31 protein-coding genes are annotated in these 25,054 nt (G+C 41.9%); 22 read left to right on the plus strand and 9 right to left on the minus strand.

Annotated elements, in window-relative coordinates; all coding sequences use genetic code 11:
* Positions 1–593 precede the first annotated feature (593 nt).
* The 4 genes from G4Y78_RS30095 to G4Y78_RS30110 all read right to left on the minus strand — a co-directional run bounded on the left by G4Y78_RS30095 (position 594) and on the right by G4Y78_RS30110 (position 3,915).
* Positions 594–1,187 carry a hypothetical protein gene (locus G4Y78_RS30095; protein ID WP_163836917.1) on the minus strand — a complete coding sequence of 198 codons (594 nt, stop codon included), beginning with the start codon at positions 1,185–1,187 and terminating at the stop codon, positions 594–596.
* Between the two features lie 195 nt (positions 1,188–1,382).
* Positions 1,383–1,718, minus strand: coding sequence for a helix-turn-helix domain-containing protein (locus tag G4Y78_RS30100; protein ID WP_163836918.1), 336 nt, complete (start codon positions 1,716–1,718; stop codon positions 1,383–1,385).
* A 143-nt stretch (positions 1,719–1,861) separates the two neighbouring features.
* On the minus strand, positions 1,862–2,716 hold the full coding sequence (locus tag G4Y78_RS30105; protein ID WP_163836919.1) for a DnaT-like ssDNA-binding domain-containing protein: 855 nt from the start codon (positions 2,714–2,716) through the stop codon (positions 1,862–1,864).
* 566 nt (positions 2,717–3,282) lie between these two features.
* A complete protein-coding gene (locus tag G4Y78_RS30110) occupies positions 3,283–3,915 on the minus strand; it encodes an XRE family transcriptional regulator (protein ID WP_163836920.1) in 633 nt (210 codons plus the stop codon).
* A 168-nt stretch (positions 3,916–4,083) separates the two neighbouring features.
* On the opposite strand from G4Y78_RS30110, the gene G4Y78_RS30115 reads away from it, so the two are divergent.
* The 13 genes from G4Y78_RS30115 (at position 4,084) to G4Y78_RS30175 (ending at position 14,721) form a co-directional block, all read left to right on the plus strand.
* A complete protein-coding gene (locus tag G4Y78_RS30115; protein WP_163836921.1) occupies positions 4,084–4,506 on the plus strand; it encodes a DUF7173 family protein in 423 nt (140 codons plus the stop codon).
* Positions 4,506–5,276 carry an ATP-binding protein gene (locus G4Y78_RS30120; RefSeq protein WP_163836922.1) on the plus strand — a complete coding sequence of 257 codons (771 nt, stop codon included), beginning with the start codon at positions 4,506–4,508 and terminating at the stop codon, positions 5,274–5,276. The genes G4Y78_RS30115 and G4Y78_RS30120 overlap by 1 nt, the downstream gene beginning before the upstream one ends.
* Positions 5,269–5,748, plus strand: a complete 480-nt coding sequence (locus G4Y78_RS30125; RefSeq protein WP_163836923.1) for a DUF669 domain-containing protein — start codon at positions 5,269–5,271, stop codon at positions 5,746–5,748. The genes G4Y78_RS30120 and G4Y78_RS30125 overlap by 8 nt, the downstream gene beginning before the upstream one ends.
* 18 nt (positions 5,749–5,766) lie before the next feature.
* Positions 5,767–6,807: an oxidoreductase gene (locus tag G4Y78_RS30130; RefSeq protein WP_178124491.1), complete on the plus strand. Its 1,041-nt coding sequence runs from the start codon at positions 5,767–5,769 to the stop codon at positions 6,805–6,807.
* Between the two features lie 2 nt (positions 6,808–6,809).
* On the plus strand, positions 6,810–8,405 hold the full coding sequence (locus G4Y78_RS30135; protein ID WP_163836924.1) for a DEAD/DEAH box helicase: 1,596 nt from the start codon (positions 6,810–6,812) through the stop codon (positions 8,403–8,405).
* A gap of 9 nt (positions 8,406–8,414) precedes the next feature.
* The gene (locus tag G4Y78_RS30140; RefSeq protein WP_163836925.1) at positions 8,415–10,613 is read left to right on the plus strand and encodes a bifunctional DNA primase/polymerase; all 2,199 of its coding nucleotides are present in this window, start codon (positions 8,415–8,417) and stop codon (positions 10,611–10,613) included.
* 292 nt (positions 10,614–10,905) lie between these two features.
* Positions 10,906–11,265 (plus strand): VRR-NUC domain-containing protein, encoded by a 360-nt coding sequence (locus tag G4Y78_RS30145; protein ID WP_163836926.1) that lies wholly within the window; start codon positions 10,906–10,908, stop codon positions 11,263–11,265.
* A gap of 15 nt (positions 11,266–11,280) precedes the next feature.
* Positions 11,281–11,787, plus strand: a complete 507-nt coding sequence (locus G4Y78_RS30150) for a hypothetical protein (protein ID WP_163836927.1) — start codon at positions 11,281–11,283, stop codon at positions 11,785–11,787.
* A gap of 9 nt (positions 11,788–11,796) precedes the next feature.
* Complete coding sequence (locus tag G4Y78_RS30155) at positions 11,797–12,228, plus strand: GIY-YIG nuclease family protein (protein WP_163836928.1); 432 nt, start codon at positions 11,797–11,799, stop codon at positions 12,226–12,228.
* Positions 12,229–12,480: 252 nt separating this feature from the next.
* Positions 12,481–12,735, plus strand: coding sequence for a hypothetical protein (locus G4Y78_RS30160; protein WP_163836929.1), 255 nt, complete (start codon positions 12,481–12,483; stop codon positions 12,733–12,735).
* 228 nt (positions 12,736–12,963) lie between these two features.
* Positions 12,964–13,380: a hypothetical protein gene (locus G4Y78_RS30165; protein ID WP_163836930.1), complete on the plus strand. Its 417-nt coding sequence runs from the start codon at positions 12,964–12,966 to the stop codon at positions 13,378–13,380.
* Between the two features lie 355 nt (positions 13,381–13,735).
* Positions 13,736–14,119 carry an N-acetylmuramoyl-L-alanine amidase gene (locus G4Y78_RS30170; RefSeq protein ID WP_163836931.1) on the plus strand — a complete coding sequence of 128 codons (384 nt, stop codon included), beginning with the start codon at positions 13,736–13,738 and terminating at the stop codon, positions 14,117–14,119.
* On the plus strand, positions 14,116–14,721 hold the full coding sequence (locus G4Y78_RS30175) for a YfbU family protein (protein WP_163836932.1): 606 nt from the start codon (positions 14,116–14,118) through the stop codon (positions 14,719–14,721). Before G4Y78_RS30170 ends, G4Y78_RS30175 begins: the two co-directional genes overlap by 4 nt.
* A 280-nt stretch (positions 14,722–15,001) precedes the next feature.
* Here the strand turns inward: G4Y78_RS30175 and G4Y78_RS30180 are convergent, their stop codons facing one another.
* Together G4Y78_RS30180 and G4Y78_RS30185 are read right to left on the minus strand one after the other, a co-directional pair.
* Positions 15,002–15,196 (minus strand): cold-shock protein, encoded by a 195-nt coding sequence (locus G4Y78_RS30180; protein WP_163836933.1) that lies wholly within the window; start codon positions 15,194–15,196, stop codon positions 15,002–15,004.
* 76 nt (positions 15,197–15,272) lie between these two features.
* Positions 15,273–16,031 (minus strand): substrate-binding periplasmic protein, encoded by a 759-nt coding sequence (locus G4Y78_RS30185; RefSeq protein WP_163836934.1) that lies wholly within the window; start codon positions 16,029–16,031, stop codon positions 15,273–15,275.
* 14 nt (positions 16,032–16,045) lie between these two features.
* Here G4Y78_RS30185 and G4Y78_RS30190 point away from each other — a divergent pair, with 14 nt between their 5' ends.
* From G4Y78_RS30190 to G4Y78_RS30200, 3 genes are read left to right on the plus strand one after another with little or no spacing between them, the layout of a single operon-like run.
* Positions 16,046–16,450, plus strand: coding sequence for a hypothetical protein (locus G4Y78_RS30190; RefSeq protein WP_163836935.1), 405 nt, complete (start codon positions 16,046–16,048; stop codon positions 16,448–16,450).
* A 1-nt stretch (position 16,451) separates the two neighbouring features.
* A complete protein-coding gene (locus tag G4Y78_RS30195) occupies positions 16,452–17,168 on the plus strand; it encodes a BRO family protein (protein ID WP_163836936.1) in 717 nt (238 codons plus the stop codon).
* Between the two features lie 25 nt (positions 17,169–17,193).
* Positions 17,194–17,442 (plus strand): hypothetical protein, encoded by a 249-nt coding sequence (locus G4Y78_RS30200; RefSeq protein WP_163836937.1) that lies wholly within the window; start codon positions 17,194–17,196, stop codon positions 17,440–17,442.
* Between the two features lies 1 nt (position 17,443).
* Here the strand turns inward: G4Y78_RS30200 and G4Y78_RS30205 are convergent, their stop codons facing one another.
* Positions 17,444–18,208, minus strand: a complete 765-nt coding sequence (locus G4Y78_RS30205; protein ID WP_163836938.1) for a substrate-binding periplasmic protein — start codon at positions 18,206–18,208, stop codon at positions 17,444–17,446.
* Between the two features lie 118 nt (positions 18,209–18,326).
* Positions 18,327–18,593, minus strand: a complete 267-nt coding sequence (locus G4Y78_RS30210; protein WP_163836939.1) for a hypothetical protein — start codon at positions 18,591–18,593, stop codon at positions 18,327–18,329.
* A 238-nt stretch (positions 18,594–18,831) separates the two neighbouring features.
* Between G4Y78_RS30210 and G4Y78_RS30215 the strand changes: the two genes are divergently transcribed.
* From G4Y78_RS30215 to G4Y78_RS30235, 6 genes are read left to right on the plus strand one after another with little or no spacing between them, the layout of a single operon-like run.
* Positions 18,832–19,338, plus strand: a complete 507-nt coding sequence (locus G4Y78_RS30215) for a DUF1441 family protein (protein ID WP_163836940.1) — start codon at positions 18,832–18,834, stop codon at positions 19,336–19,338.
* The gene (locus G4Y78_RS30220) at positions 19,308–21,305 is read left to right on the plus strand and encodes a phage terminase large subunit family protein (protein ID WP_163836941.1); all 1,998 of its coding nucleotides are present in this window, start codon (positions 19,308–19,310) and stop codon (positions 21,303–21,305) included. The genes G4Y78_RS30215 and G4Y78_RS30220 overlap by 31 nt, the downstream gene beginning before the upstream one ends.
* Positions 21,302–21,508: a phage head-tail joining protein gene (locus G4Y78_RS31850; protein ID WP_408022106.1), complete on the plus strand. Its 207-nt coding sequence runs from the start codon at positions 21,302–21,304 to the stop codon at positions 21,506–21,508. The genes G4Y78_RS30220 and G4Y78_RS31850 overlap by 4 nt, the downstream gene beginning before the upstream one ends.
* A gap of 1 nt (position 21,509) precedes the next feature.
* Positions 21,510–22,976, plus strand: coding sequence for a phage portal protein (locus tag G4Y78_RS30225; protein WP_163836942.1), 1,467 nt, complete (start codon positions 21,510–21,512; stop codon positions 22,974–22,976).
* Positions 22,973–24,253 carry a S49 family peptidase gene (locus G4Y78_RS30230; RefSeq protein ID WP_163836943.1) on the plus strand — a complete coding sequence of 427 codons (1,281 nt, stop codon included), beginning with the start codon at positions 22,973–22,975 and terminating at the stop codon, positions 24,251–24,253. The genes G4Y78_RS30225 and G4Y78_RS30230 overlap by 4 nt, the downstream gene beginning before the upstream one ends.
* Before the next feature lie 3 nt (positions 24,254–24,256).
* The gene (locus G4Y78_RS30235) at positions 24,257–24,610 is read left to right on the plus strand and encodes a head decoration protein (RefSeq protein ID WP_163836944.1); all 354 of its coding nucleotides are present in this window, start codon (positions 24,257–24,259) and stop codon (positions 24,608–24,610) included.
* On the opposite strand, the gene G4Y78_RS30240 is transcribed toward G4Y78_RS30235, so the two are convergent.
* The gene (locus G4Y78_RS30240; RefSeq protein ID WP_163836945.1) at positions 24,607–24,975 is read right to left on the minus strand and encodes a PilZ domain-containing protein; all 369 of its coding nucleotides are present in this window, start codon (positions 24,973–24,975) and stop codon (positions 24,607–24,609) included. The two genes, G4Y78_RS30235 and G4Y78_RS30240, sit on opposite strands and share 4 nt — an antisense overlap.
* Between the last annotated feature and the right edge of the window lie 79 nt (positions 24,976–25,054).

A 25,054-nucleotide genomic window follows, 5' to 3' on the forward strand; every position in this document is an offset into this window, starting at 1 on the left:
CTATGTTTTGATATTTACATTTTCTAACTAGTGCTGGAAATGTATAGTTTAGAAAATTATTATCTTGCTGTTATTAAGAAGCGACAAAACCAGAAAAATATGAATTTGTGTATAAGTTGATCTGAATTTTATACCACACTATTACTATTTCTGCAGACTTTAAAGAACCCTTAATCCTCAACCCTATCATCTGGCAAGATCATAGCCAAACAGAGTAGGGCGTTTACCTTCTCCCAGTCAGTGATGATTTTCCATTCAATTCATACAACTTCTGTCGGCAAATGTAAATATATGTAAAGTCTTTTGCTCTTAAATATTATTTCAGGTAGACATATCAAATGCTTTAAGTATTTTTATTAACAAAAGAACAAATATTAAAATAAAAAATATACTTTTTTCTTCGCTGCTCATGACTTCTAGCTTTGCAGCTAATGTAGTCGATTATATGGGGAAGGTTAAAGATGGGTGTACGCTAAATGGGGAAGATCAAGTGTTCCTGGCTGATCCTTCGTAATTACCCTTTAAATTAATTAAACGCATTACCCCACCATCAGGCAGGGTAGGGGGATTTACTGTTTCAAGTGTAGAAGTGTTCAATTAGCTACAAAAGTGCGGCGCAGTAATAATCCAGCCATGCCTACCATCATTAGTGGCCAAAAGGGAGGCTCTGAAATGTGCTTAATCGTAGCTTTGAAAGAGGCTGTTGATGAAGTGACATTTTCAAAGAGTAAAACACCACTATTAGTGATAATATCAACTCCCCATTGTAAGAATCTGGCGCTACCAGAAATTAGGTTAGTAGAGGAAAGCATATCCCAAGTGTTAAATAAGGAATCAGAAGGGCCATTGTATAGGTCGGTACCACTATGACCAAGGTCTACACTTCTTGAAAATCCAACAATTGCAGAATTGTTATTAACAAAAGTGCGTGTTTTTGAAATAAAGTCAAATATACCCAAACCATCAATTTTTACTTTGGCGGTTAAGTGCTGAATTGCAAAGCCATGACCGTCAAACTTGATTCTATCTTCAGTATCCCCAAAAGCTGTGAATGTAATATTTTTATTTAAAAAGTTGGTGTTTCCTATTGATCCAGAGCCTATTCCTGTATGAGTAAATTCTATTGGAATGGCATTTGCTGTACTTGATAAAATTAAATTGATTAATAATAATACAATTGTTTTCATATATTTCCCTATCATCAATGATTGCACGAGTTTATTTAATACAACAATAATGACAGGAAAAAATATGTAAAAGTGGTAATGTTTATATGAAGTTTAATAAAGAATTATTAGAATAATTTTGATTAATGTAAAATTAACTGACAACTAAATACCCTCGTCTTGTTTACATAGGACGAGAGTATAGTGACATTCAAATCAAACAATCAGCCTACTATAAGAACCTCTAATCCTTGTTCTCTCACGCCTAAACCCATCATCTGGCAAGACCATAGCCAAGCAGAGTAGGGCACTTAAAGCCCTTGGTAGCAGCACACCCAGCAAGAACGCACGACTCATCATGTGTGTTTTGGTCTTAGCTCCAAGTTTCGCAAATATCGGACGACTGGCGATGGTTATGTCAGTGCTTAACTCCTTTTCTACCTGGCTGTCTGTTTTGCCATCGGCCAGAGCTACAAGAATTTGCAGCTCAGTTTCAGTCAGTGACTGGCTTTGTATGCCAATCACTTCGTTACCTAGAATTTCCTTACTCATTAATGATTAATTCCAACTCTTCTTTTAGCTTGTTTGACAGTATGTAAATGTCCTGTAGCCGGTCATGAGGGAGAGAACCACCCTCATTTTCTAGCAGTGTTTTGCTAATAGTCTCGATGCCGCTAGCCATTGCTCTGTAGTAATTAAAGCAAGCTGTTATTTTGCTCTTGCTCATAGCAATAGGCTGGCTTTGATTGGTAGCAATTGAATTGTTCATGTTCGCTCTTTTGATTGCAGTTGTTTATTTTAAGGTCATTATCAAAGTTGATACCGTCTGCCCATGAGGTGTCTGTAAGGACTTCACGAGTGGTATGTGGTTCTTTGTATAATGAGTTAAGGTGATTCGTGCGGCGCTCTGTCATAAGCTGTCTAGCCTCCAGCAACTTCAGTTGTTGCAAGTGGCGGGGCCATTGGCGCTGAAGGTGATTTAAAAATGCAGCGTTCCAACCTGTACGTTTACTACCATTGTCTAGCCAGTACATACGAAACTCGTCTAACTGTTCGGCGGCAAATCCGTGGTTAATGCCTAAGTTTTCTAATGCCTGGTCTAGAGTGTCCCAATTTGGCTCCCAATCCATTGTCATTGGTTTTTTATTGTTTATTTTTTTATCTGGTGAATTTTTAGACTCTGCTTGATCAGTAGTAGAATATTTATTTAATTCATTGATAGTTTGGGGTCCAGGCTGGACCGGGGTAGGGTCAGCTTGAACCGATGCAGAATTCGGGGATTTTGGTATATTCAGGATATAAAGATTAGAGGTATTTTCGCGGCCACTTTTGTTTTTGCGATTAATATATGAGATTATTTTTTGATCTTTTAATGTTTTGATATGACGCTTAACTGATGAACGAGACGCACCAGAGTCCTCACAAATAGTCTGAATAGAAGGCCAGCACTGGTTGAACTCGTTAGCTCTTTCGGCCAATGCTTTTAGAATAGCTTTAGGTGTAACAGCCAGGCTCTGTTGATTAGCCCATTTAATAGCCGCAATAGACATGCAAACCCTTAATACTTTCCAGGTTAATAAGCGATAACTGTCGTATATTTAAGCGTTTGATGTCAGGTGAAATTCTTCACTAACAGTTATTCAGGGCGAGCGAAAACCCTGCGACAGTGTGCGAATAAAATAAAAATTAAATGTGTAGAGGCGACTGATTAGCTGCTAGATATACAGTCTACAGACGGACTACGGGTGAGGAATGAAAGTATTTTGGGAATGATGAAATTTTGATGATTATTCATTTTATTACCGAGAGAGATTTATTTAGTTAGTTTCTCCATTGTTTAATAAATGGCGGCAGGTGTCAACTATCAGGAACTCTCGGAATCCTGATGAAGCTTATTTCCACAGAGTGGTATTGTATTGAGCTTTCTCCACCCGCCATAAAAGCATAATATCAGGCGTACACTATCACAAAACCGTGAAAAAAACACAGAGGTGTGTGTTAACCGGCTAAGTAAGATGAGACTTAGGCTTATGAGCTGCTATGACTCATATTGCGAGAGGTTTTTTATTAAGTCTGGTTGTTTTGTGATCAAAGTTAAACGATTTTGTTTAACTACTCATCTCTCTCGAAAAATAACTTCAGCACGGCCCAATACTTCAATTTGTGAAAACTTTTCCTTACTAACTTTCTGGTCGGGGAAAAAAACATCTTCATTTAATGATTCAATTATAACATCACCATCTTCTGTTTCCTGAAGCCAGCGAAACCAAATCTTTTCATGTACCTTGATAGCAAATAAATCTTTTTTCTCAGAAAGAATAGCTTTCTTGTTGATGACTATGTGATCACTCTTGTGTAGCACTGGGTCCATACAATCATCATTTACAGGAACTGTTGAAACATCATCTTTAGTTAAGTTGCGTTGATTTAGCCAGTCTTTGGTGAGAGCAAAATTATCATCCTCTTTAGTTTGCTCTTGAGATAAGTGAACTAAGTTTGAATGATCTATTTCATACCCTGCGAGCCATGCTGCGCTAACACCATAGAAGCGTGCAAATTCTTCAAGTTGAAAGTAGTTGGGCTTTCTTGTCCCATATTCAAAATTGGCAAGTCTTCCTAAAGTTATACCAAATTGTTTAGCTACTTCAGTTTTGTTTAACCCAGTGCGTAATCTTGCTGTTTCTAAGCGTTTACCAACTTCACACCAGTATTTTTCAATTACTTCAGAGTCTATATCTAAGGCGAACATAAGTTACACAAATTTGTTTAGTTAGTGTTTGGACTATACATTTGGCTGTTTTTTGTGTCAAAAAAAGTGAATCAAATAAAAAAGTTAAACAATATTGTTTAGTTAAACGATATTGTTTATGATGGCCCTCGATGGAATGAAAAGAATGATGAAAGTGATATGTACCTAATGAAAAAAACAGAAATGGACGATAAACAAACAAAACTGGATTGTGTGGATTTTTTGGCCTCGCTTTTAGAGCAGGCAAAACAAAAAGAACGGGAAGCGAGAGAGCATCGGTTAAGCATTGAAGAGCGCCTTATTGATGTGATTGGCCGTGAAGTAGAAGGCAGTAGAAGCCAAAGATCAGATAAGTACCGAGTCAGAACAGTATCAACGCTCAAGCGAAAAGTTGATCAGGAACGAGTACACGACTTAATCAATTTAATTGGCTCAGATGTGTTTGCTGATGTTTTCCGTGTGAAGTATGAAATTAACAAAGCTGAGTTTATAAGGTTGAGAGACGCCAGCCCGAATAAATTTATGATGGTAAGCAACATAATTACAACAACACCCACAAAGACGGCTGTTGAAGTGGAGAAGCTGCACTAATGGCCATTTCACTAAACAGCATATCGAAAACAAAGGGGAAGCAAGCCCCGCGTATATTGCTCTACGGCACACATGGCATTGGTAAAACGACATTTGCAGCTAATGCACCTAACCCCATTTTTTTATTTACGGAAGACGGGGCAGGGCAGTTAACCGTTGATTCGTTTCCATTGCTGAAGAGCTATGAGGATGTCATCGGCGCACTCAATGCGCTGCTAAACGAAGAGCACGACTATAAAACCGTGGTGCTCGACTCGTTAGACCATTTAGAGCCGTTGGTGTGGGAACACACAGCCGTTAAAGCAGGCAAGGTCAGTATTGAGGATTTCGGCTTTGGTAAGGGTTATCTAGAAGCACTGAACAACTGGCGGCAAATACTCGATTTACTCGACCGGCTCAGAAATGAAAAAAACATGGCGTATATCTTAACCGCCCATGCCCACATTAAACGGTTTGATAGTCCTGAGTGTGAACCTTATGACCGCTATCAAATTAAGCTACATGACAAGGCCAGTGCTTTGGTGCAGGAAAGTTTAGATTGTGTGTTTTTCTGTAATTACCAGACCGTTGTACAAAAGACAGATGTGGGTTTTGGTAAAGAAAAAACACGCGGCATCGGTACCGGGCAGCGGAATATCTACACAGTAGAGAAGCCTGCGTATATCGCTAAGAACCGCTTTAACTTACCGGAAAAACTGCCACTCGATTGGGGGGCATTTGTAACCGCATTACAAAATAATAAAGCAGTAGGAACGAATATTAATGGCTAATTTTGGATTTAATTTAAGTGAACATCCGCCTGAAGAAGGGTTTAAACCGATTCCGCCGGGGGATTATCCCGCAATCATCACAGAGGCTGAAATTAAGCCTAACAGTGCGAATACTGGCGCTTATATAAAAGTGAAGTTTGTGATTACTGAGGGAGAGTATGTAAATAGAGTGATTTTCAATAATTATAATATTTCTCACCCAAACCCACAGGCGGAGCAAATAGGCCGTGGTCAGTTATCTGCATTGTGTTTGGCTATTGGTTTACCTAATGCCAGCGACAGTGATCAACTGTTAAACCAGAGTTGTATGATTACCTTGAAGATTAAAAATAACCCGCAATATGGGCCGCAGAACGAAATTAAAGGGTATGCACCAATAGCACAACCCATGCAGCCCCAAGCACCACAACAGCAGCCTATCGCCGCCCATACGCCGCCATTTAATCAGCCAGGGCAGCAATCAGGGTGGTAATTAATTATTTAAAAAATAATGGAGCAAAATCTAGCAACTGAAACAATTAATACTATTTATCTGCATTATAAAAACAAATCTGACAACGGTTTTCGCGGCCATCTCGGCGCTTCCATCATTGGCAAACCTTGCGAGCGCGCTATCTGGTATGACTTCAGGTGGTGTACACCCAGCGACTTAGAAGGGCGTTTGTACCGGCTGTTTGATACAGGTCACTTGGCCGAAGACCGCTTTGCAGCTGACTTACAGGCAATTGGGGTTAAACTGAACACAGTTAACCCTCAGACGGGTAAGCAATATCAAATCCAAGCGTGTGATGGTTTTTTTGGGGGCAGCCTTGACGGTATTGCCATGGGGTTTCCTGAAAACCCCACTCAAAAACATGTCGTTGAAATGAAAACCCATAGCGATAAAAGCTTTAAACAATTAAAGAAAAAAGGCGTTAAAGAAGCCAAGCCGCAGCATTACACGCAAATGCAAATGTACATGTCAGCAAGCAAAATACATAACGCGTTTTATATTGCAGTCAATAAAGATACAGACGAATTATACGGTGAGTTTGTTGAGTTTGATCAAGACCATGCAGACCGGCATATCGAGAAAGCCGCCCGAATTATTTGCAGTGATAAACCGCTCGATAAAGTCAGTGATAACCCTAGTTGGTATGAGTGCAAACTCTGTGATCACCAGGCTATTTGCCATGGAAATAAAGCGCCAGCGGTCAATTGCCGGACCTGCTTACATGTCGGTGTTGAAACGGAAGGGCGTTGGGAATGTAAGCGTTATGCCGTCACGTTAACAGAAGAACAACAGCAGTGGGGTTGCCAATCACACATGTACAACCCGTATTTGTTGGTTAATTTTGCTGAGGTGTTAGACGCGGGTGACTATTGGATTAAATACGTTTTGAAAGAAACAGGCGAAATATTTATTAGTGGTGAAGACCCGGAGCAATTGAGTAGTAGCGAGATTCGGGCAGTAGACGACAAAAGCCTTTTAACTGACAGCAACGTCAGTACGCTACGAGAAGCGTTTAACGCACAACTAACGGAGGGCTAACCATGCAACTTCGTTGGTATCAGCGAGAATCGATTGACGCGGTTTATAAATATTTAACTGAAGAAACCGGCAACCCGCTTGTATGTGTCTCTACTGGCGGGGGCAAGTCGGTCATTATTGCCAAGCTTATTGAGGAATTATTAAGTGAAAACCCAGGCCGACGGTTTTTAGTACTCAGCCATGTGAAAGAGATACTAGAGCAGAATTACGCAAAGCTAAAAACTATTAACCCTTATCTCGATATTGGTATTTATTCAGCGAGCCTAAAGCGCAAAGACACGGATTCACAAATATTATTTGCGGGTATCCAATCCGTACATAGCAAGGCATTTGATCTACCACCTTATGATTTTGTGTTAGTGGATGAGTGCCATTTAATTAATGCTGAAAAAGACAGCACCCTGTACAGCAAGTTTTTGCAGCACGCTTGCTTAATGAATCCCAAGCTTAGAATGGTGGGCTTTTCAGCTACGCCCTACCGAACTAAATCCGGGCTGTTAACGGAAGGGGACAACCCATTATTTCATAAAATTGTTTATGAAACCGATATACAGCAACTGATTGATGAAGGGTTTTTAAGCCCATTAGTCACCAAAGGTGGTCGAGAGAAAATCGATTTAACTGGCGTGCGGACTCAGCAGGGCGACTTTGCTACTAAGGATATGGAAAAGGCTGTCAGCAAAAACGACCTGACAGATAAAGCCTTAGATGAGATATGCGAGCTAGGGGCAGACCGGCAAAGCTGGTTGATCTTTGGGGTATCAGTAAACCACTGCTTAGCGATAGAAGACAAGCTGAAAAAGCGAGGCATCCATTGTGGGCTAATACATGGAAAAACGCCTCTAAGCGCAAGGGTAGACCTCATTCGAAGTTACACAACAGGCAATTTACGTTGTTTAATTTCACAAGGTGTTCTTACAACCGGCTTTGATGCACCTAGAACCGACTTACTGGTATTGCTTAGGTCCACCAAATCCCCAGGGCTTTACATGCAGATTATGGGGCGTGGGCTGCGCATATCGCCAGAGACGGGCAAAACCAACTGTCTTGTATTGGATTACGGCGGCAACATCGAGCGCCACGGGCCAATAGACCAGGTGACAGTAACCAACGTAGCCAGGAAGAAAAAAGGCCAAGCACCTATTAGAGAATGCCCCGAGTGTCTTCTATTACAGCTGGCAGCTCGGCGTGAGTGTGAAGAGTGTGGCCATATTTTTGAGATTAAAGAGAAGCCGAAGCACGAAATACAAGCCTCAAAAGATGCCGTTTTAAGCTCACAGGTTGAAGCTGAATGGGTGCCAGTGAATGACGTGAATTACTTTGTGCATCAAAAAAAGGGCTCGCCTAACTCCATTCGTGTGGCCTACAGAACCGGCTTTGATTTTATTAATGAGTGGGTTTGTCCAGAGCATGAAGGGTATGCAAAGACCAAAGCACAAACGTGGTGGGTGCAACGTGTCGGGTATGACAGCCCGTTACCGTGTAACAGCCTTGAAGCTGTGAAGGTGCTGCAAACCATTCAAGTTAAAACACCCAGGGCCATACAAGTCAAACCTGATGGCAAATTTAAAAAAATAATGAGCTACGAATTTAATTAGCAGTAAGCAATGACAGACACAAAATTAAAAACAACTGATGAATTAGCGTGGGAGCTGGTCGAGCAGGGTTTTACCATTATCCCACTTGGTTCCCCTTTTGAAAAAATAACCGAATTCTTTTTACAGGAACGCTGCAAGAGTGATCAAGACAAAGCACAACAACAGTGGCCTAAAAATCCCCTTATCAGCTGGAAGCAGTACCAGGATAAAGAGCCGACAGACGACGAGATAGCAAGCTGGGTGCAACGCTGGCCCCATGCCAATTATGGAATCATCACAGGTAAAAGCGTGGTGGTGGTTGATGCCGACTCTAAAGAAGCCGTCGAATTCATGGAGTCGGGGAAAGTAGGGCGCACCCCTTGGAAGGTCAAAACAGCCAAAGGCAAGCACTATTACTTCCAGTACGACAAAAGCATTGAGATCCGCAACTCAGCCAATACCACTACAAAAATAGATGTTAGAGGGGAAGGTGGTTATGTCGTAGCGCCAGGTTCTGTACATTACACAGGTGTTGTGTATGAGTGGGAACTTGACCCAACCTGGCCAATTAATTCAGTGCATGATTTGCCGTACCTTTTACGTGATGACATCACGCAAATAAAGTCGTTTAACGCTGAAGATAAGACCATTGGTAACTTTGGTTTTAGCATAAATGCTTATTTGCCAACGAAACACGACGGTAGCCCAGTAGAGGAGGGTGGACGGAACAACGCAGCGGCTAGCCTGGCAGGGCAGTACATTACAGCCGGGTACGACCTAAAAACCGTTACCCAATTGGTTAGCCAATGGAATAACAGCAACCCGGCACCACTCGACCAGCAAGAGCTAAACACGACAGTTGCTAGCGTGGCATTAACCCACTTACGCAATAACCCAGGTGCCGCCATTTCATTGGAGCACGAAAAGCCTGAGCCACAACAGCCGACAGTTGAAGTGCTGGACGAGATGCCTAGCCATCTTTACAAAGTCCCCGGCGCGTTAGGTGAGCTAGTGGATTATGCCAATGATACGGCTGTTAAAAAGCAACCGGCATTAGCTGTACAGACTGCTTTAGCGCTGGGGAGTTTAGTGTGTGGTCGGTATTACAAGACAGATCAAGACAACTTTTCGTCGTTGTATTTTTTGAATGTGGCTAAATCGGGTGAGGGTAAAGAACACGGTAAAAAAATCATTGAATCAGTGTTAGAAACTGCTGGTTATGGGGATTTAGTGGCTGGTAGCGGTTATACCTCAACGGGTGCCGTGATGAGCCAAGCATTAGCACATCCTAACCATATAACGATTATTGATGAGTTTGGTAAATACCTGGAAAGCTCGCACCGAAAAGGCAATTCGCACAGAGAGGAAGCTATCACGCAACTGATAGAGGTCTGGAGCCGCTGTGACGGTGTTTTACGACCACAGACGTACTCTACAATGTCTGTGAAGAAGGAAGACCTAGAGCGGCCTCAGAGGGTGTCTAATCCGGCTATTACTTTATTCGGAATGACGACACCAGGGACGTTTTACCAATGCCTTACACCTCAGTTAGTGAGGGATGGTTTTTTAGGCCGGTTTTTAATCATGGAAAGCGATCTGCCTATGCAGCTATCAGTTAAGCCTGAAGCGCGGCCAGTGCCTAAAACCATTATCGAGTGGACACGACAGGTTAGAACAAAGCTAGTGGGTAATTTAATACCGTTTAAGCCTAGCCATGAGATGCCTAAACAACATGTGTTGTTCTTTGATGAAAAAAGCCTACAGCTGTTAGATGAATTCGAAGCTGAGTTAAACGACAAGAAACAACAGCTCACTGATTCAGAGTTGTATGTGCTGTTAACCCGAACCAGGGAAAAGGCTATGAGATTGGCGCTTATTCTGTCGCTGTCAGTTGACCAGGCTAACCGGGTAATTCACCACAGCCTGACACAATGGGCTATCGATTACGTGCGTTATCTCGACTTTAAGCTTGTTGATACGGTTATACGGCGGGTAGGTGGTTCTGAGTTTGAGACACAACTTAAGGCGTGTGAGGAGGCTCTAAGGCTGGCTGGTGGTAAAGGGCTGACTGAATATGAGATGGGCAGAAAGCCTGCTTTCTCAAAACTGGACCCGCGACAGTTTGAGCAGATTAAAAAGGCGTTGATGAATCGTGGTAAAGCTCAGTTTATGGCCAATGTTAATACCTATGGCAGACCGAGAGCTGCTTGGGTGTACATAAATCCATAATTCACACATTTTCACATAACTACTCATGTGAAATGTAGACGGCGTGGTTACTGGGCTAGAGCACTTTTCACATTTTCACATGGGTTTTAAGTAAATAAATTTCCAAAAGTGAAAATAGAAAAGGGTGCTAAAAGTGATGTGATAATGTGATAAATAATAATATATATAAATATATACTATTATATAAGTATATTTCTTACTTTCCTTTTTCACATCATTCTCACATTTCCCATGTGAAAATATGTGATAAATCAAAAAATGATCAATCCAATAGAATACCAAATAATAATCAATGAGAGATTTAGAAGGACAAGAACAAGAGCAGCTTTTTAGTTGGTTACGGGTAGAGCACCCAGACGCATACAGATTAACTTTTCATCCGCCCAATGGCGGCAAGCGAAATATTCAAACAGCAAATAAGTTAAAGCGGCAAGGCGTAAAGGCAGGTGTTCCTGACATCTTTGTGATGGTGCCAAAGGGCAGGTATCACGGGCTAATGATTGAGTTTAAGGCCAGCCCACCAACAAAGACGGCAGTTTCTGCCAACCAAAAAGAATGGATAAGCAGGCTAGCAGAGCAAGGCTACCTAGCAACCGTTTGCAGGGGCATCGAAGCTGCACAAACCGAAATTAATAACTATATGAATTTATAAGAACGAGAAACGAACATGAGCGCAAATTTAATGGCCTTAATGGCTGCGAAGGGGATTAATTATAACGCAATGGGTGGAGGTGATAAGGGCATTCCTGAAATTACCTCTAACATGGTGGCGGGGGCCTGTGCTGGCATGGAGGATATACCCTACCTGTTGATTAGGGTTAAGTACTCCAACGATCACACAGTTATCAATGAGTTAACCAAGCTGGTAAGTGAGCGGTTTAATTATCAAAGCGACGAAGGTAAACAGGTGATGAAAGCGGCTATCTATGAGGTGGTATCTGACAATATTTGTAAGTTCTGTAATGGAACTGGGGTTACACGGCGCGGGAAGTGTAAGAGCTGTGCGGCAACAGGGCATAAGTATCCAACGGTTAAAGAGATTGCAGACTTAACAGGCATTCCACAAACAACTTTTTATCGGAAGTGGAAAAAGGTTTATCAGGAGGCAGTCGAAGTACTTCATAAAGACGTTGAGTTAGGTATCAAGCATTTATCAGGCAAGCTATTTCACTAAGGACTATTGATGCAAAAACAGTTAGTACCACCAGTTTATAGTTATGCCTTGCCTGCTTTGTGTAGCTCAAAAGGGTGTATTAATGATCCAGCTATTGGCTATGACTGGTGTCAGTCTTGTTTGGATAAAGCTAGGTCAAAAGTAAAACCAAAATCAGAACGTAGTCTGCCTAAAGGAGTTTCGTATATTTATTTTGTACAAGCTGGCGAAGATGGTTTAATCAAAATAGGTAGAACGAAAGATGTACAGGCTAGAATGTGTTCGTTAAATTCTGCCTCCCCTGTAGAGCTAAAACTATTAGGTGTGTTTAAAGCAAAGGACTACATGGAAAAAATTTTACATGAAGAGTTTGCTAAATATCGGGTAAAAGGCGAATGGTTTAAACCAGTTGAAGAGATAAAAAATTTTATCCTTGCATACAAGTTTAAAGGAAATAATTAAAATTAATGATTGACTGAGTGAAATGATTCTGGCATAATATTTTCCATACTAAGTAACTTATATCTTCTCGAAAGCCTCGCCAACCTGCGGGGCTTTTTTCGTTCTGCGCTTTAACGGAGTCGCTTTTGAGCAAATAGGCAAACAAGGCCAGTTGTAATATCGAATCACCTCATGATGACTCGTCGATAGAGAGTATGTCGCATGGGCCTTTCAGGGACTTAATATAATTTTTATACAGGAGTTATTTAAATAATGAGTATTCACTTGAGAGAATATTTTAAAGCGGTTCGTGCTATGCCAAAATGTAGTTGGATAGTACCAGTTAAAAGTCAGAATGTGACATGGCAAGTGTATAGAAGTGGTTTATCAACTAAAATTAGGGATTTAAGAAGACAAAAACATATGGCAGAGGCTGATGCTGTACTTGAATTACAACAAGCTATAGAGAAAGCTATTAGCTTTCATCTTATACGCTCTGAGGATCCAATTCCTGATGAATTTTGCTAATATAAAAATATTTATTTTTTAAGTTCGTAACTCATATTGATATAATGCGCCTGTTGTTTAGATTACTTTCCTAAACATAGCAATCATTGTTAATATTGTAAAAGCCCCATCCCTATGGGGCTATTTTTACCAAGAATTTATTGTTTTGGTCTCTTTGTTGTCATCTTTATCTATACCGCTTAAGTCGTATAATCCGCGATCCTTACGTCAAAAAGAAAATAATTAACCATGAAAAAGATAATAGTTACAGCTTTAGCTGTTGTGGGTATTAATAGCGCCCATGCAGATTTGGTGACTAAAAATGACGAGTTTAGAGCTATAGACTTACCACCAGAGTTTAGGTTGGCCACGCAAGAAATTGTATGTAGGTTAAAGGTTTGTCCGCTCCCTTTAAATTTTGCCAATTTTGCACTCGATCATGGTGTTTTTAAACCTGGAGTTGTATCTACATCAATTGAGTTCGCACCTGGTGGCCCCCACTGGCCTAAGCCACTTAAAGAAGGTAGTGTAGTTAGTAAGCCTGTTGAGTTTGCAGGTTTAGCAACAAGCCGTGGTGGGATGAGACCTAGTGTTGTTCCTACATTTACTGTAAAAGGTGGACCTAGCTGCCCAAGACCACCAAAAGGTAATAGAGTGCTAAGTTAATAATTTATTCATATTGGGTGGACTATAATCGGTCCACTCAGTTGTAAAAACAAACAATTAATATCCTTTCAAGCCCCACATTGTTGGGGCTTTTTTTGTTTGTTTTCAGAAACATGATACAGGACTAAAGTAGCACTTTGTAGGAAGTGTACCACCTTCATAGCTTGCTGAATCAGCAAAAACACCAGATGATGAGCTGATAGCTAAGCACAGCATGGATAACTTAAGAATATTTTTTAACATAATCCTTTCCTCGTTAATATAAAATTATACGACACATAAATTATTTTAATTCTCACTAAACAGAACTGATGTAGATCAATAGTTGTGTCTGATATAAATTGGTTTTTAGAAAATGAAAATAACAAAACTCGTCGTCCATTGCTCAGACACGCCAGACGACCGGGACGTTACCGCCGCTGATATACACCTATGGCATGTACAACGGAGTTGGTCAGGTATCGGCTATCACAAGGTTATTCGGCGTGATGGGGTAATCGAGAATGGCCGCCCTGAGTTCTGGCCTGGTGCTCACGTTAAAGGGCATAACCGCAACAGTTTAGGTGTTTGCCTGGTTGGTCGTGATGAGTTTACGCCAGACCAGTTAGACAGCCTAGAGCGTGTATTGACGCGGTGGAAAGACCAGCACCCGCTAGCCGAGATATGCGGACATACAGACTTAGACCCTAAGAAAACCTGTCCTAATTTTGATGTGGGAGAGTGGTGGGAAAAACAATGACAAATAAATACCAACTCGATTATTTCCAAAAAGCCGTACTACGCAATCAATACAAAATACTCAAGCTGTTGTACCCGTTCTTAGACAAAGAGCAAGGGCGCTATCAGCAGTATAAATATGAGTATTACATTGACATGCTCAACCTTAACTTAACCACGCTTTACCCTGAATTATTCAATGGAGGCCCCGAACTGCCTAGAGAAGTACAATTGGAAGTGCTCGAAATAATGGAGCTTTTCGATGTAATGGAAGCCAGCTATTACCAGCTGACTGCTGATGAAAAAGAGAAAATAGATCAAGCAAAAGTGGTGTTCAATGGCTTCAGTGAGTCTGATAAATATTATGAAGAAATTAAAGGCTTTTTTATGGCCTTGCTTCGTAGTGAAGATTTTGAAGACATGCCAGGGCTAAGAGTAATTAGCGAAGATATGCTGTGTTACCCGCCAACTGAGCCAATGATGCCAATTTACAAGCAAATGCTTGGACGTTATGAAGTGCTGAAGGGCAGGCCAGGCTACAACGGGCAAGTACTGTCGTTACATGATCTGTTGTATTTAACAGAAGACTTTGACGAAGCCCCGCCAGTAAGTAGGTTGCACTAACGGCTATACTTATAAAAGGCCGCTGCTGTCTGTTGGTTTTTAGCCACTCGCATTACTCCTTTAGGTTAGTACCTTGGCAGCAGTTGGCTTTATCCTTACATTGTAAAAACTCTGAAATCCGCTATACATAGAAAGTGCCTGCTGCTTTCATTCTGCCTATGTGAAAAATTAGCTGAATACATAATCACATAGTTGTTAGCGGTTGGTATGGTATACGCAAGGACGTCTAGACCTTTGCTTCTCTATGCATACCACCTCTGTTGGGGTGGTTTTTTTGTTGCTACCTTGTAACTCGAACATTAACAGCACATGGGCCTTTCTGACTTTGGCCTATTTCAAACTCTACTTTTTCACCATCTTGCGGTTCATAGCCTTGAATCTCTGATTTATGAAAAAATAGGTCTTTACCTTCAGTAGGAGCGATAAAGCCAAAACCTTTGGCTGAATTAAAAAACTTAACTGTGCCTGTGTGCATTCGAATACCCTGTATTTTTATATGGGACTAAAGCAAAATTACGAATAGTTTAAGTTATGAACTAAGGTAATAATGACTATAGGCTGAAACCATGTTTAAGCATGATTGCCTTATCCAGCCCTTTCTTCTTCATGATAGCAAAACCTGCTTCAAACTCTTGATGAAGTTGCTCATAGTTAGGAATAGCCTTAGATATAACTAGGTGTAGATTTTTGGCATGAAGAAGAAAAGGGTGTTGCGTATATTTGTTGTTGAGGCTAGGAAAGGCCGTGTTAATGTAGTATTGCATTACTCGGCTATCTGCGGCTATAAGATCCATTCGACCAATAACCAATAGTGTAATGTTTTCTTTTGCGCCAACACTTTCATACTTTTCTAAGTATATAGCGTTATTGAATTCATCCGAATAATAAAACCCTCTGACAATACCTATGCGATAACCAGAAAGCTCTCGCAAGTTATTAAAAGTAATGTTTTTTGACTTCTTGCTATACAAATACATCCGACTATCAAATATTACTGAGGAATATTTAAAATAACTTTCTCTTTCTGGGACATAATAAACCCCAAGAAGGCCTTCATACTTCCCCTGTTTGGTAAGCTCAAAAGCCCTCTTCCAAGAGGTGTACAAGATATCAACGGTCTTCCCTTGCTGGCGATAGGCTTCTTTAACTATTTCAGAAAAAAATCCTCCGTTTTTTAACTTAGGGCCTAAGTAGGGCGGCCAGGAGTCTGTAGCAAATAGGTAGTCTGAGCTCTTGTTGATAGCAAATATAGGGTTAATAAAAAGTGCTGATAAGTAACAGAAGCATATGGATGCAAGCTTTAACTTCATAAAATTTTCTAACCATGATCACAACAATTATCAACACACTATCTAGTGTAGTTCAGTCTTACATTGCCGTTAGACAACGTAAAGCTGAACTCAAGCAAGCCATTCACCAAAAGCAATTAGACGACATCCATCAAGGCAATATCAGCGCCTCAGAGCTTGATTCGCTTAGCATTCAGTCGCGAGGGTGGAAGGATGATTTCTTACTAGTTGTGACTGTTACGCCGCTTGTGATGTGCTTTGTGCCAGAGATGGGAAGCCACATAAAACAAGGCTTTGAAGTGCTGAGTGCCAGCGTGCCAGAGTGGTATATGTACGCCTTAGCCCTGGTGTATATCGATACGTTTGGATTTAGGCGGATATTGAGAAACGTATTAGCCAACCAATCAATTAACTTTTTAAAAAATAAAACAGGAAACTAATTTGAATATTATTCCTTTTCAGTTCAATAATTCATCTATTCGCGTCATTGATAAAGCGGGTGAGCCTTGGTTTGTGGCTAAGGATGTTGCAAAGCTACTAGGTTATGTTCGCCCCTTTGATGCTATAGCAACACACTGCAAAGCCTCGTCACGCCTCAAACACGGTGAAATACCGAGTTTGAATATTCCGCCCCGAGGGCTGGCAATTATTCCTGAACGTGATGTCTATCGACTCATCATGCGCTCTAAGTTACCAGAAGCACAAAAGTTTGAAGAATGGGTTGCAGGTGATGTATTGCCCAGCATCCGCAAAACAGGTGGTTATGGATTAACTCAAATTGATTGGTCAAACCCACAACAAATAGCAGGCTTGTTAGCTCAGTCAATCGAAAAGGTACAAGAGCAAAATAAACAAATTGCTGTATTACAGCCTAAAGCTGACTTTCATGATGAGGTGACAATTTCAGAAGAGACTATCACTGTCGCAGAGGCGGCCAAGGTTTTAAATACTGGGCGTAATCGTTTAATGGAGTATTTACGGCAAGTTGAGTGGATTAATCCTGACAATGAGCCATACCAGGCCACCATCAATAGTGGTTATATGGATGTAAAGCTAAGCCAATATATGCATTCTCATTGGGGATTGAAAGACAGCATCACACCCTTAATAACAGGCAAGGGTTTAGCAAGACTAAAACGGATGCGCTCAACACATTAATTAAATAAATAAGGAATTAGGAGGAATGACAACACAAGAAGACGGGTGGGTTTTCAAGAAAGAGGTAGGCATCACCCACATTATTGCAACTTTTTCATTGATTGTTTCTGGTTTTATCTTTGGCTTCTCAATGGATAAGCGTATTGATATTAATGCTACCAGAGCTGATCACCTAGAGCAGAGTTTTAAGGATTTTCGGGCTGAGATGAGGGGAGATATCAAGCTTATTAATAGTAAACTTGATAAGGTGCTAGAGAGGCTTTCTCAGCAATAGGTTATGGCTGATCATAATACCCTTCTAATAATAAGTCGTAGTATTTTTCGTAAGTGCCATCGTCTCTCATAGATTTTAATCCAGCATTAAATGTTTTGAGTAACTGTTGTGCATCAGCTCTTTTCTTAGGAAAAAGAAGATGATTGGTATAAGTGATGAGCGGCTTAGAGTTATATGTTAATGTCTGAACTTGTGTATTAGAATACTTTTGTAGTAAAAAACTATACCCAGAAACGCTACCCATCGGGAAAATATCAATTCTCTTCTTAAATAACATGTTAAAATTTATCTCATCTGAGTTGTTGACGATAATATTTAACCGACCTGTTTTGTGGGCTTTCCAAAACTCTGCAGAGTATGCATAACCTCTAGTTGCGCCAATTCTGTACTGGTTTAGATCGTCTAGTGTTTCCCACTGTACTGGTCTTAATTTGAAGTGAAAAAACACATAATCTTCTTCATAGATAGGTTCGCTGCAGTGAAAAATTTTTGCTCTTTTAGGAGTGCATGTCCAATGAGCTGCGGCATGGTACTTGCCTGACGCTCCCTCTTTATAGCTTCTAGCCCAAGGATGGAAAAGAAAAATTGAACTATACCCATTACGCTTAAATGCCTCTCTAATGATATGGTGAGCAAAGCCCTCATGTTTAGCTGTTTCTGAGGACCAAGGCATGTATTCGCCAGATGTGATTTGTACAGTTTTTTTGTCTTCAGCAAAAGAGTAAAGACTGACCACTAGAAGTGAGAAGCTAATGTATAGGCGCATGAGAATAAACTTTAGACAAAACTTTAAGTAAGAATAGCAGATCTCATACCACACCCTTTGAATTAATAACAAGCTCGACAGGCTGCTTGAGAGCCGTTCCAGTGGGCTTTAAGGTAAGTTAATGCCATTGTTCAGGCTTTTGATCACCAACATGAGCAGCAACCTCATAGTTAATAATATTGGCATAATTAGCTGCCTTTTCTACATCAATTTTAGTCCCTTGAAGAGCATCTTTTACTGATACACCATGCTTAAAACGAGCTATCCAAGTGGTACTTAGACTTAACTTGGTCCACTGGTTTTCTTTAAGGTAATTATTAAACTTATCCCTAGCAGTAGATGAAACATGACTGAGGTCGACTGATAACATTACATACATGACCATATACCTACCTCCTGTAGACAATTTACAGGTTTAGTATAGATGGCTTGTGTTGTTTTAGTTAAACCAATCAGGCTGCCTGAGAGCCGTTCTAAGCGACAGTAGTTGTTAGTGATGCCGGGGGAGGGTGTCGGGGACCCTGAGCTGCTGAGAGGCGCTTACGCAGCGCAAGTGCGCAGTTTGCGGCTAAATTTCGGTCCTCTATGGGACAGCAGCGCTTAAATAAATAATAGAAAAATAAATGAAAGAACAAAATTTACTCAATATTACTCAAATCGCAGAATTCTATGGTATTCATAGAAATACTGTTATGAAAAGAATACGGCAAGAAGGTATAGAGCCTACTGATAAGGTAGGTAATGCAAATCGTTATGATATTGCTGAGGTTGAACATTTGTTTTATGAATCAGAAACACGAAACCTTCAACCAGGCTATAGCCCTGAAGACTTGCCGCCTAAAGACCGCAAGGACTGGTATCAATCCGAGAACGAACGCCTTAAGTTTGAATTAGCTTGTAGTGAATTAATTCCAGCTAAAGAAGTACGGCAAGAGTCGATTAAATTAATGAAAACCCTGGTTGCTTTTTTCGAGTCATTACCCGACAAGATGGAGCGCACCAGATTATTTACCTCTGATCAATTGGACCTACTCGAAAATCAGTGCGACCAGTTCCGTAATCAATTACACATGACTTTACAACAGCAGTTAACAGGAACATGTACGCCTCAACGACTGACCAATTCATAGAAAATAGCAATTTAATCCAAGCCCCCAAGCGCGAAAACCTATCAAAAACAGCCCGAGATATTTTGTATGTCAACCAGGGCGGCACCTTTGGAAAATGGGACGGTGATATTGTGCCGTATATGTGGGAACCCATGAATTGCCTACAGCTTCGGGCGTATAGCGCGGTTATTTTTGTAGGTCCGGCGCGGACTTCTAAAACGGTTTCATTAGTCGATGGCTGGGCCATGCATACCATTGCTAATGACCCGGCTGACATGTTGATCGTGCAAATTAGCCAAGAAAAAGCCAGTGAATTTAGTAAAAAGCGGCTGACACCGGCTATTCACGCTTGCCCTGAAACGTCCGCCGCGTTATCGCATCGATCATACGACAACAATGTTCACGATAAAATATTAAAGGCGGGTAACTATTTAAAAATTGGTTGGCCCTCTAAAAACGTATTTGCGTCCTCTGATTGGAAGCGGGTGCTATTAACCGACTACGACCGTATGCCACAGAATGTGGGCGGGGAAGGCTCGCCCTTTATGTTAGCTGGTAAACGAACGCAGACCTTTATGTCATCGGGCATGGTGCTAGCGGAAAGCTCACCTGGCTTTGAAATTACTGACCCCAATTTCAGGCTTGAGCATAACCATGAAGCCCCTCCCACTGAGGGTATTCTGCACCTCTATAATTTGGGTGATCGACGCTTGTTTTATTGGCAGTGCACCGACTGTCGAGAATGGTTTGAACCGGATTTTGATTTACTGGTATGGGATAAGGAAGAGCCCGACCCATCAAAAGCCAGTGAAAAAGTCACCTTAGCCTGTCCCCATTGCGGTGTAGAGCATGAGGAAAAGAAAAAACTACAGTTTAATTTAAAAGGGCGCTGGTTAAGACAAGGTGAATACCTTGACAAAAATGGCCAGGTACACGGCGAACCCCGTATAACTCGTTATGCGTCATTCTGGCAAAAAGGGCCAACCGCCACATTCCAGACTTGGAATGAACTGGTTTATAAATACAAAGCGGCATTAATTGAGTATGAACGCACCGGCTCAATCCAGTCATTAAAAACAACCATTAACACCGACCAGGGCAAACCCTTTACCCCGCCGCGTACTATGAGTTGTACGGCAGGTGATTTAGCTGACCGGGCATCTAATTATGGCTTAAAAGTAGTGCCTGAATGGGTGCGTTTCTTAACTGCGGCTATTGATATTCAAGCCGGTAAAAGGTCCGGGTTTGAAGTACAAGTCATCGGCTGGGGTGTGGATTTAGAACATATTGTGCTGGATCGATTTGCGATTAATAAATCTAACCGTTTAGACGATGATGGCAAACGACTACAAGTAGCGCCGGGTTCTTATGTTGAGGATTGGGAATTAATCACTGAAAAAGTAATTAAACGCACCTATCTGCTTGAGGATGATTCAGGCCGACACATGGCCATACTCAAAGTGGCGTGTGACAGTGGCGGGGAAGCAGGTGTCACCACCAAAGCTTATGAATATTACCGCAATCTCAGACAACAAAAATTGCACCGGCGCTTTATGCTGGTGAAGGGAGCCAGCCAGTTCAATGCAACCTTAATACGGCTAACGTATCCCAGCCCCAGCAAACAAAAGATTAAACGTGGTAAAAAAATCAATATGCGTGGTGATATACCGCTGTATATGTTGAATACCCACCAAATCAAAGATGGGGTGATTAATGATTTGCTTCGGGAATTTCCGGGGCCTCGCTTTGTACACTTCCCAGACTGGCTACCAGAGTCGTTTTACGATGAATTAACGTATGAAGTACGTGATAGTGCGGGACGCTGGGAAAAGCCCGGTAATGGGGCTAACGAAGCCTTTGATTTAATGGTTTATAACTGGGCGATTATTTACAGCCGAAAACTAGAAAATATGAACTGGGAAAAACCCCTACCGTTTGCCTTACCTTGGGAGCAAAACCCCTTGGTATTTAATCCGAATGAATTATGAGTTTTACAACAGACGATTTACACAATATCAACAGTGCGATTGCCTGCGGAGAATTGCGCGTCAAAATTAATGGACGCGAAATAGAATACCGCTCAATTAACGAATTAAAAACCGCACGTAAATTAATCCTTAACGAACTGGGAGGAAAGAAAAGGGCGGACCCCCTAAAGGGAGTCCAGACAGTCTTGAGTCGTGGGGTTTAATATGAAAGCCACTAAAATAGTAGACGCTTACGGTCATCCTTTCCAATTAAGAACACCTTACGAATCGGCTACACAAAGTTTTCGGTCGATTGGCTGGCACAGCCCCAGCTTAGGGCCTAACGCCACAATCAGCAGCTCATTATACACCTTACGTAACCGTACCCGTGCAGCCTACCGCAACAGTAACCTGATGCGAGGGGCGATTAACAAGAATACGGCTAACGAAGTCGGCACCGGCTTTACCTTACGTAGTTTGTGTGAAGACGAAAACTTTAGGCAGGAAGCTAACAAGCTTTGGAAGCAAAGCGCTGACGAAATGGACCCAAGCTACACACTTAACTTTGCCGGGCTGCAAGCCTTGATGGTGCGCAATCGTCGGCTATCAGGTGAAGTATTTATCCGACTTAGACGACGTAAGACCACTAGCGGCTTAGCCGTATCCATGCAAATTGATGTGCTAGAGGCGGATTGCATACCGATTGAAAAGCATGAAGATCTGAAGAACGGTAACAAGATTAGAAATGGTATCGAGTTTCGAGGGCCGCACCGGGTAGCGTATTGGGTTTATAAAGAACACCCCGAAGACGGCGAGTGTCGTCAAGATGAGCTGGTGAGAATCCCGGCTAGAGACATGATTCACCATTACCTACCGATTCGACCGGGGCAAATCAGAGGGGAGCCAGAGGCGGCCACAGCGCTATTAAAAGACCACACTTTCAAAGAATACGACGATTCAGAACTGGTCAGGAAAAAAGAACGTTCAGCCTATACGGGCTTTTTGTATCGAGAAAGCCACGATGATGAAGACTATGCATTACCAGGGAATTATGTCGAAGAAGAGCAGCTAGACCCTGTTATAAAAGTAAAATCAGGCTACATGCTACGCGGCTCACTCAACGAAAAGCTAGAACTGTTTGACGGTGACAACACTGGCCAGGGCTATGCGGATTTTATGCGCTGGCAATCATTGCAACTGTCGTCTGGTTTATCCATTCCTTACCCACTGTTAACAGGTGATTGGTCCGGGTTAAATGACCGGCTGGTGAGAGCCATGCTCAATGAATACCGGCGCGAAATTGAAATGTGCCAGGATCACCTAATGGTTTATCAAGTATGCCGCAAAGTGTGGCAATGGTGGATGGATACGGCGGTATTAACGGGGCAATTAAACGCCTCAGATTACAGCCAAGACAAAGCCTTTTATCAAGCACTTGATGTGTGTCCAGATGCCTGGAAATACCTACACCCAGTACAAGACGTACAAGCACGACAACAGGCCATTAGTAGCAACCTGTCGAATATTGATAGCGAAGCCAGTGAGCTGGGCTATGACGTGGACGACAACATGAGGAGAAACGCAAAAGCAACCAAGAAATTTATGGAAATCTGCAAAAAAGAGGGGGTAGACCCACAATTAGTCACGGGCTTGTTTGCTGCCTCGGCTTCTTCAGGAGGTAACAGCGAATGACGCCACAAGCCTTACAATATTTAGCAAGTCAGCCTTGGGCCTTAGAAACTAAAACCCTAGCAGTAATGAAAGATATAGCCGCCAGGGAATGGCAAATAACGGAAGCCGTCGCTAAGCAATTGGGTGAGCGAACTGGACCCAATTCAACTAAGCGCGATGACGTTACATTAATCAATATCAATGGTGTGATTAGTCGTTATGCCAGTTTATTTCATGCTGCGTGTGGTGGGGCATCCGTTGAAACCCTGGCTAAGGAATTTAACCAGGCATTAAACGACCCTGATACTCAATCAATCATCCTAAATATTGATTCACCCGGCGGCCAGGTTAACGGCATTAACGAGCTGGGCGAGATGATCCACGCCGCGCGTGGTAAGAAACCTATTGTCGCCTATGTGGGCGGGCTGGGCTGTTCAGCGGCCTACTGGCTCGCTACGGCAGCCGATGAAATAGTGCTAGATCATACGGCAAGCGTTGGCTCTATCGGCGTTGTAGCCACCTACGTTAAACAAAAACACGATGATAAAGACGTGTTCGAAATGGTATCGAGCCAATCACCCAATAAACGGCTAGAGCCGGATAGCAAAGATGGCAAATCAACATACCAAGCCGAGCTAGATCAATTAGCAGATATTTTTATCGACCGGGTGGCGCGTAATTTAAGCGTGAGCCGCGAGGATGTATTAGCCAAATTCTGTCAGGGCGGTACAGCCATAGGACAAAGCGCCGTTGATAAAGGCATGGCGCACCGACTTGGCAGTTTAGAAAATTTAATTACTGAATTACAAAAAAGGAAAACAACCAAAAACATGAGTGAACATTTTTCAATTAATGTCACTGGCGAAGCAAACACAACCGAAATAGCCGCGACATTAAAGCAACAATTTCCTGAAGCGGTTAGCGCATTGATAGCAGAAGCCAATCAGCCAGAGCCCAACGCCCTAAGCGCCGCCGCGGAGATAGCACAAGCTTGCATCGAGGCTGATGTGTCATCAATGGCAGCAATACTATTAAACTCAAACACGACAAAAGCTGAAGCGTTTAAACAAATTGAAGACGCCAAAGCCATCAAAAATGCTTGTGCAGCGGCGGGTATTGAAGCCAGTTTCGATAAAATCATGGCGGATAGAAACGACTTAGGACAATTGATTGGCACGGCGATACATGAGGCAAAAGCCAGTGTAGAACCTGAAGCAACCAGCCATATTACGAGTTCTGGTGGTGGCGTAAAAATAGATACTGATGAAATTTACGCCGCCAGACAACAAGGACAATAATAAATGATTACTGAACCGCGCCATTTTGGCGAATTTATATTAAAAGAAATAGATGGATTTAGCCGCGCTGATCGGCTGGTGACAGGTGGCCTATATCCCGTCGGGACTGTACTAGGGGAAGTGACCGAAACTAAGGAGTTAATCGCGCTGAACCCCACGGCTGAGGACGGCTCACAAAAAGCGACGGCTATCCTAATGGGTATGGTGGATGCCAGAACAGACCCACAAAAAACCGTGGTACTTGAGCAATTAACTGTTGTTAGAAAAGTCGCCCTGGAATGGCCAGACGACATAACCGATGAACAAAAACAAACGGCATTAGCGGAATTAAAAGAAAAATTTATTATTGCCCGTTAAATACCACCTTCAGCAAACCTAGCTAAAAACTGTTGGTCCGCAGGTCTGATTTGCTTAAATAGTAAGCCTAATTCAAAGGAGTCTTTTTTTATCACAACATGGCGGACTTCAGCCATCACATAGATAACTAGGCTTTTGTCTTGAACACGGGCTTTAATCATCAGAGGAATAAGCAGACTTTTTTTAAACGGTTCATAAGTGGCAATCAAAGCACCTTGTTCCGAGACGTTGAGAGTTATTGCATCAACAATCAAATTTCTTTTTTTGTCTTTGATCGCTGCTTGCCATTTAACATCCCGTCTGGCGAATTGGCGTTGCTCTTGTTGTGGAGGCTCACTTATAAGGCTTTCGATATCATCAGGCATACTACTTCATACAGTTATTTAGCTAGTTATTTAATTATAGAACTAAACCTAAGCTTAGTTTTTCTTTTCTTTATTTAAG

Source organism: Spartinivicinus ruber (assembly GCF_011009015.1).
In the GTDB taxonomy this organism is placed as follows: Bacteria; Pseudomonadota; Gammaproteobacteria; order Pseudomonadales; family Zooshikellaceae; genus Spartinivicinus; species Spartinivicinus ruber.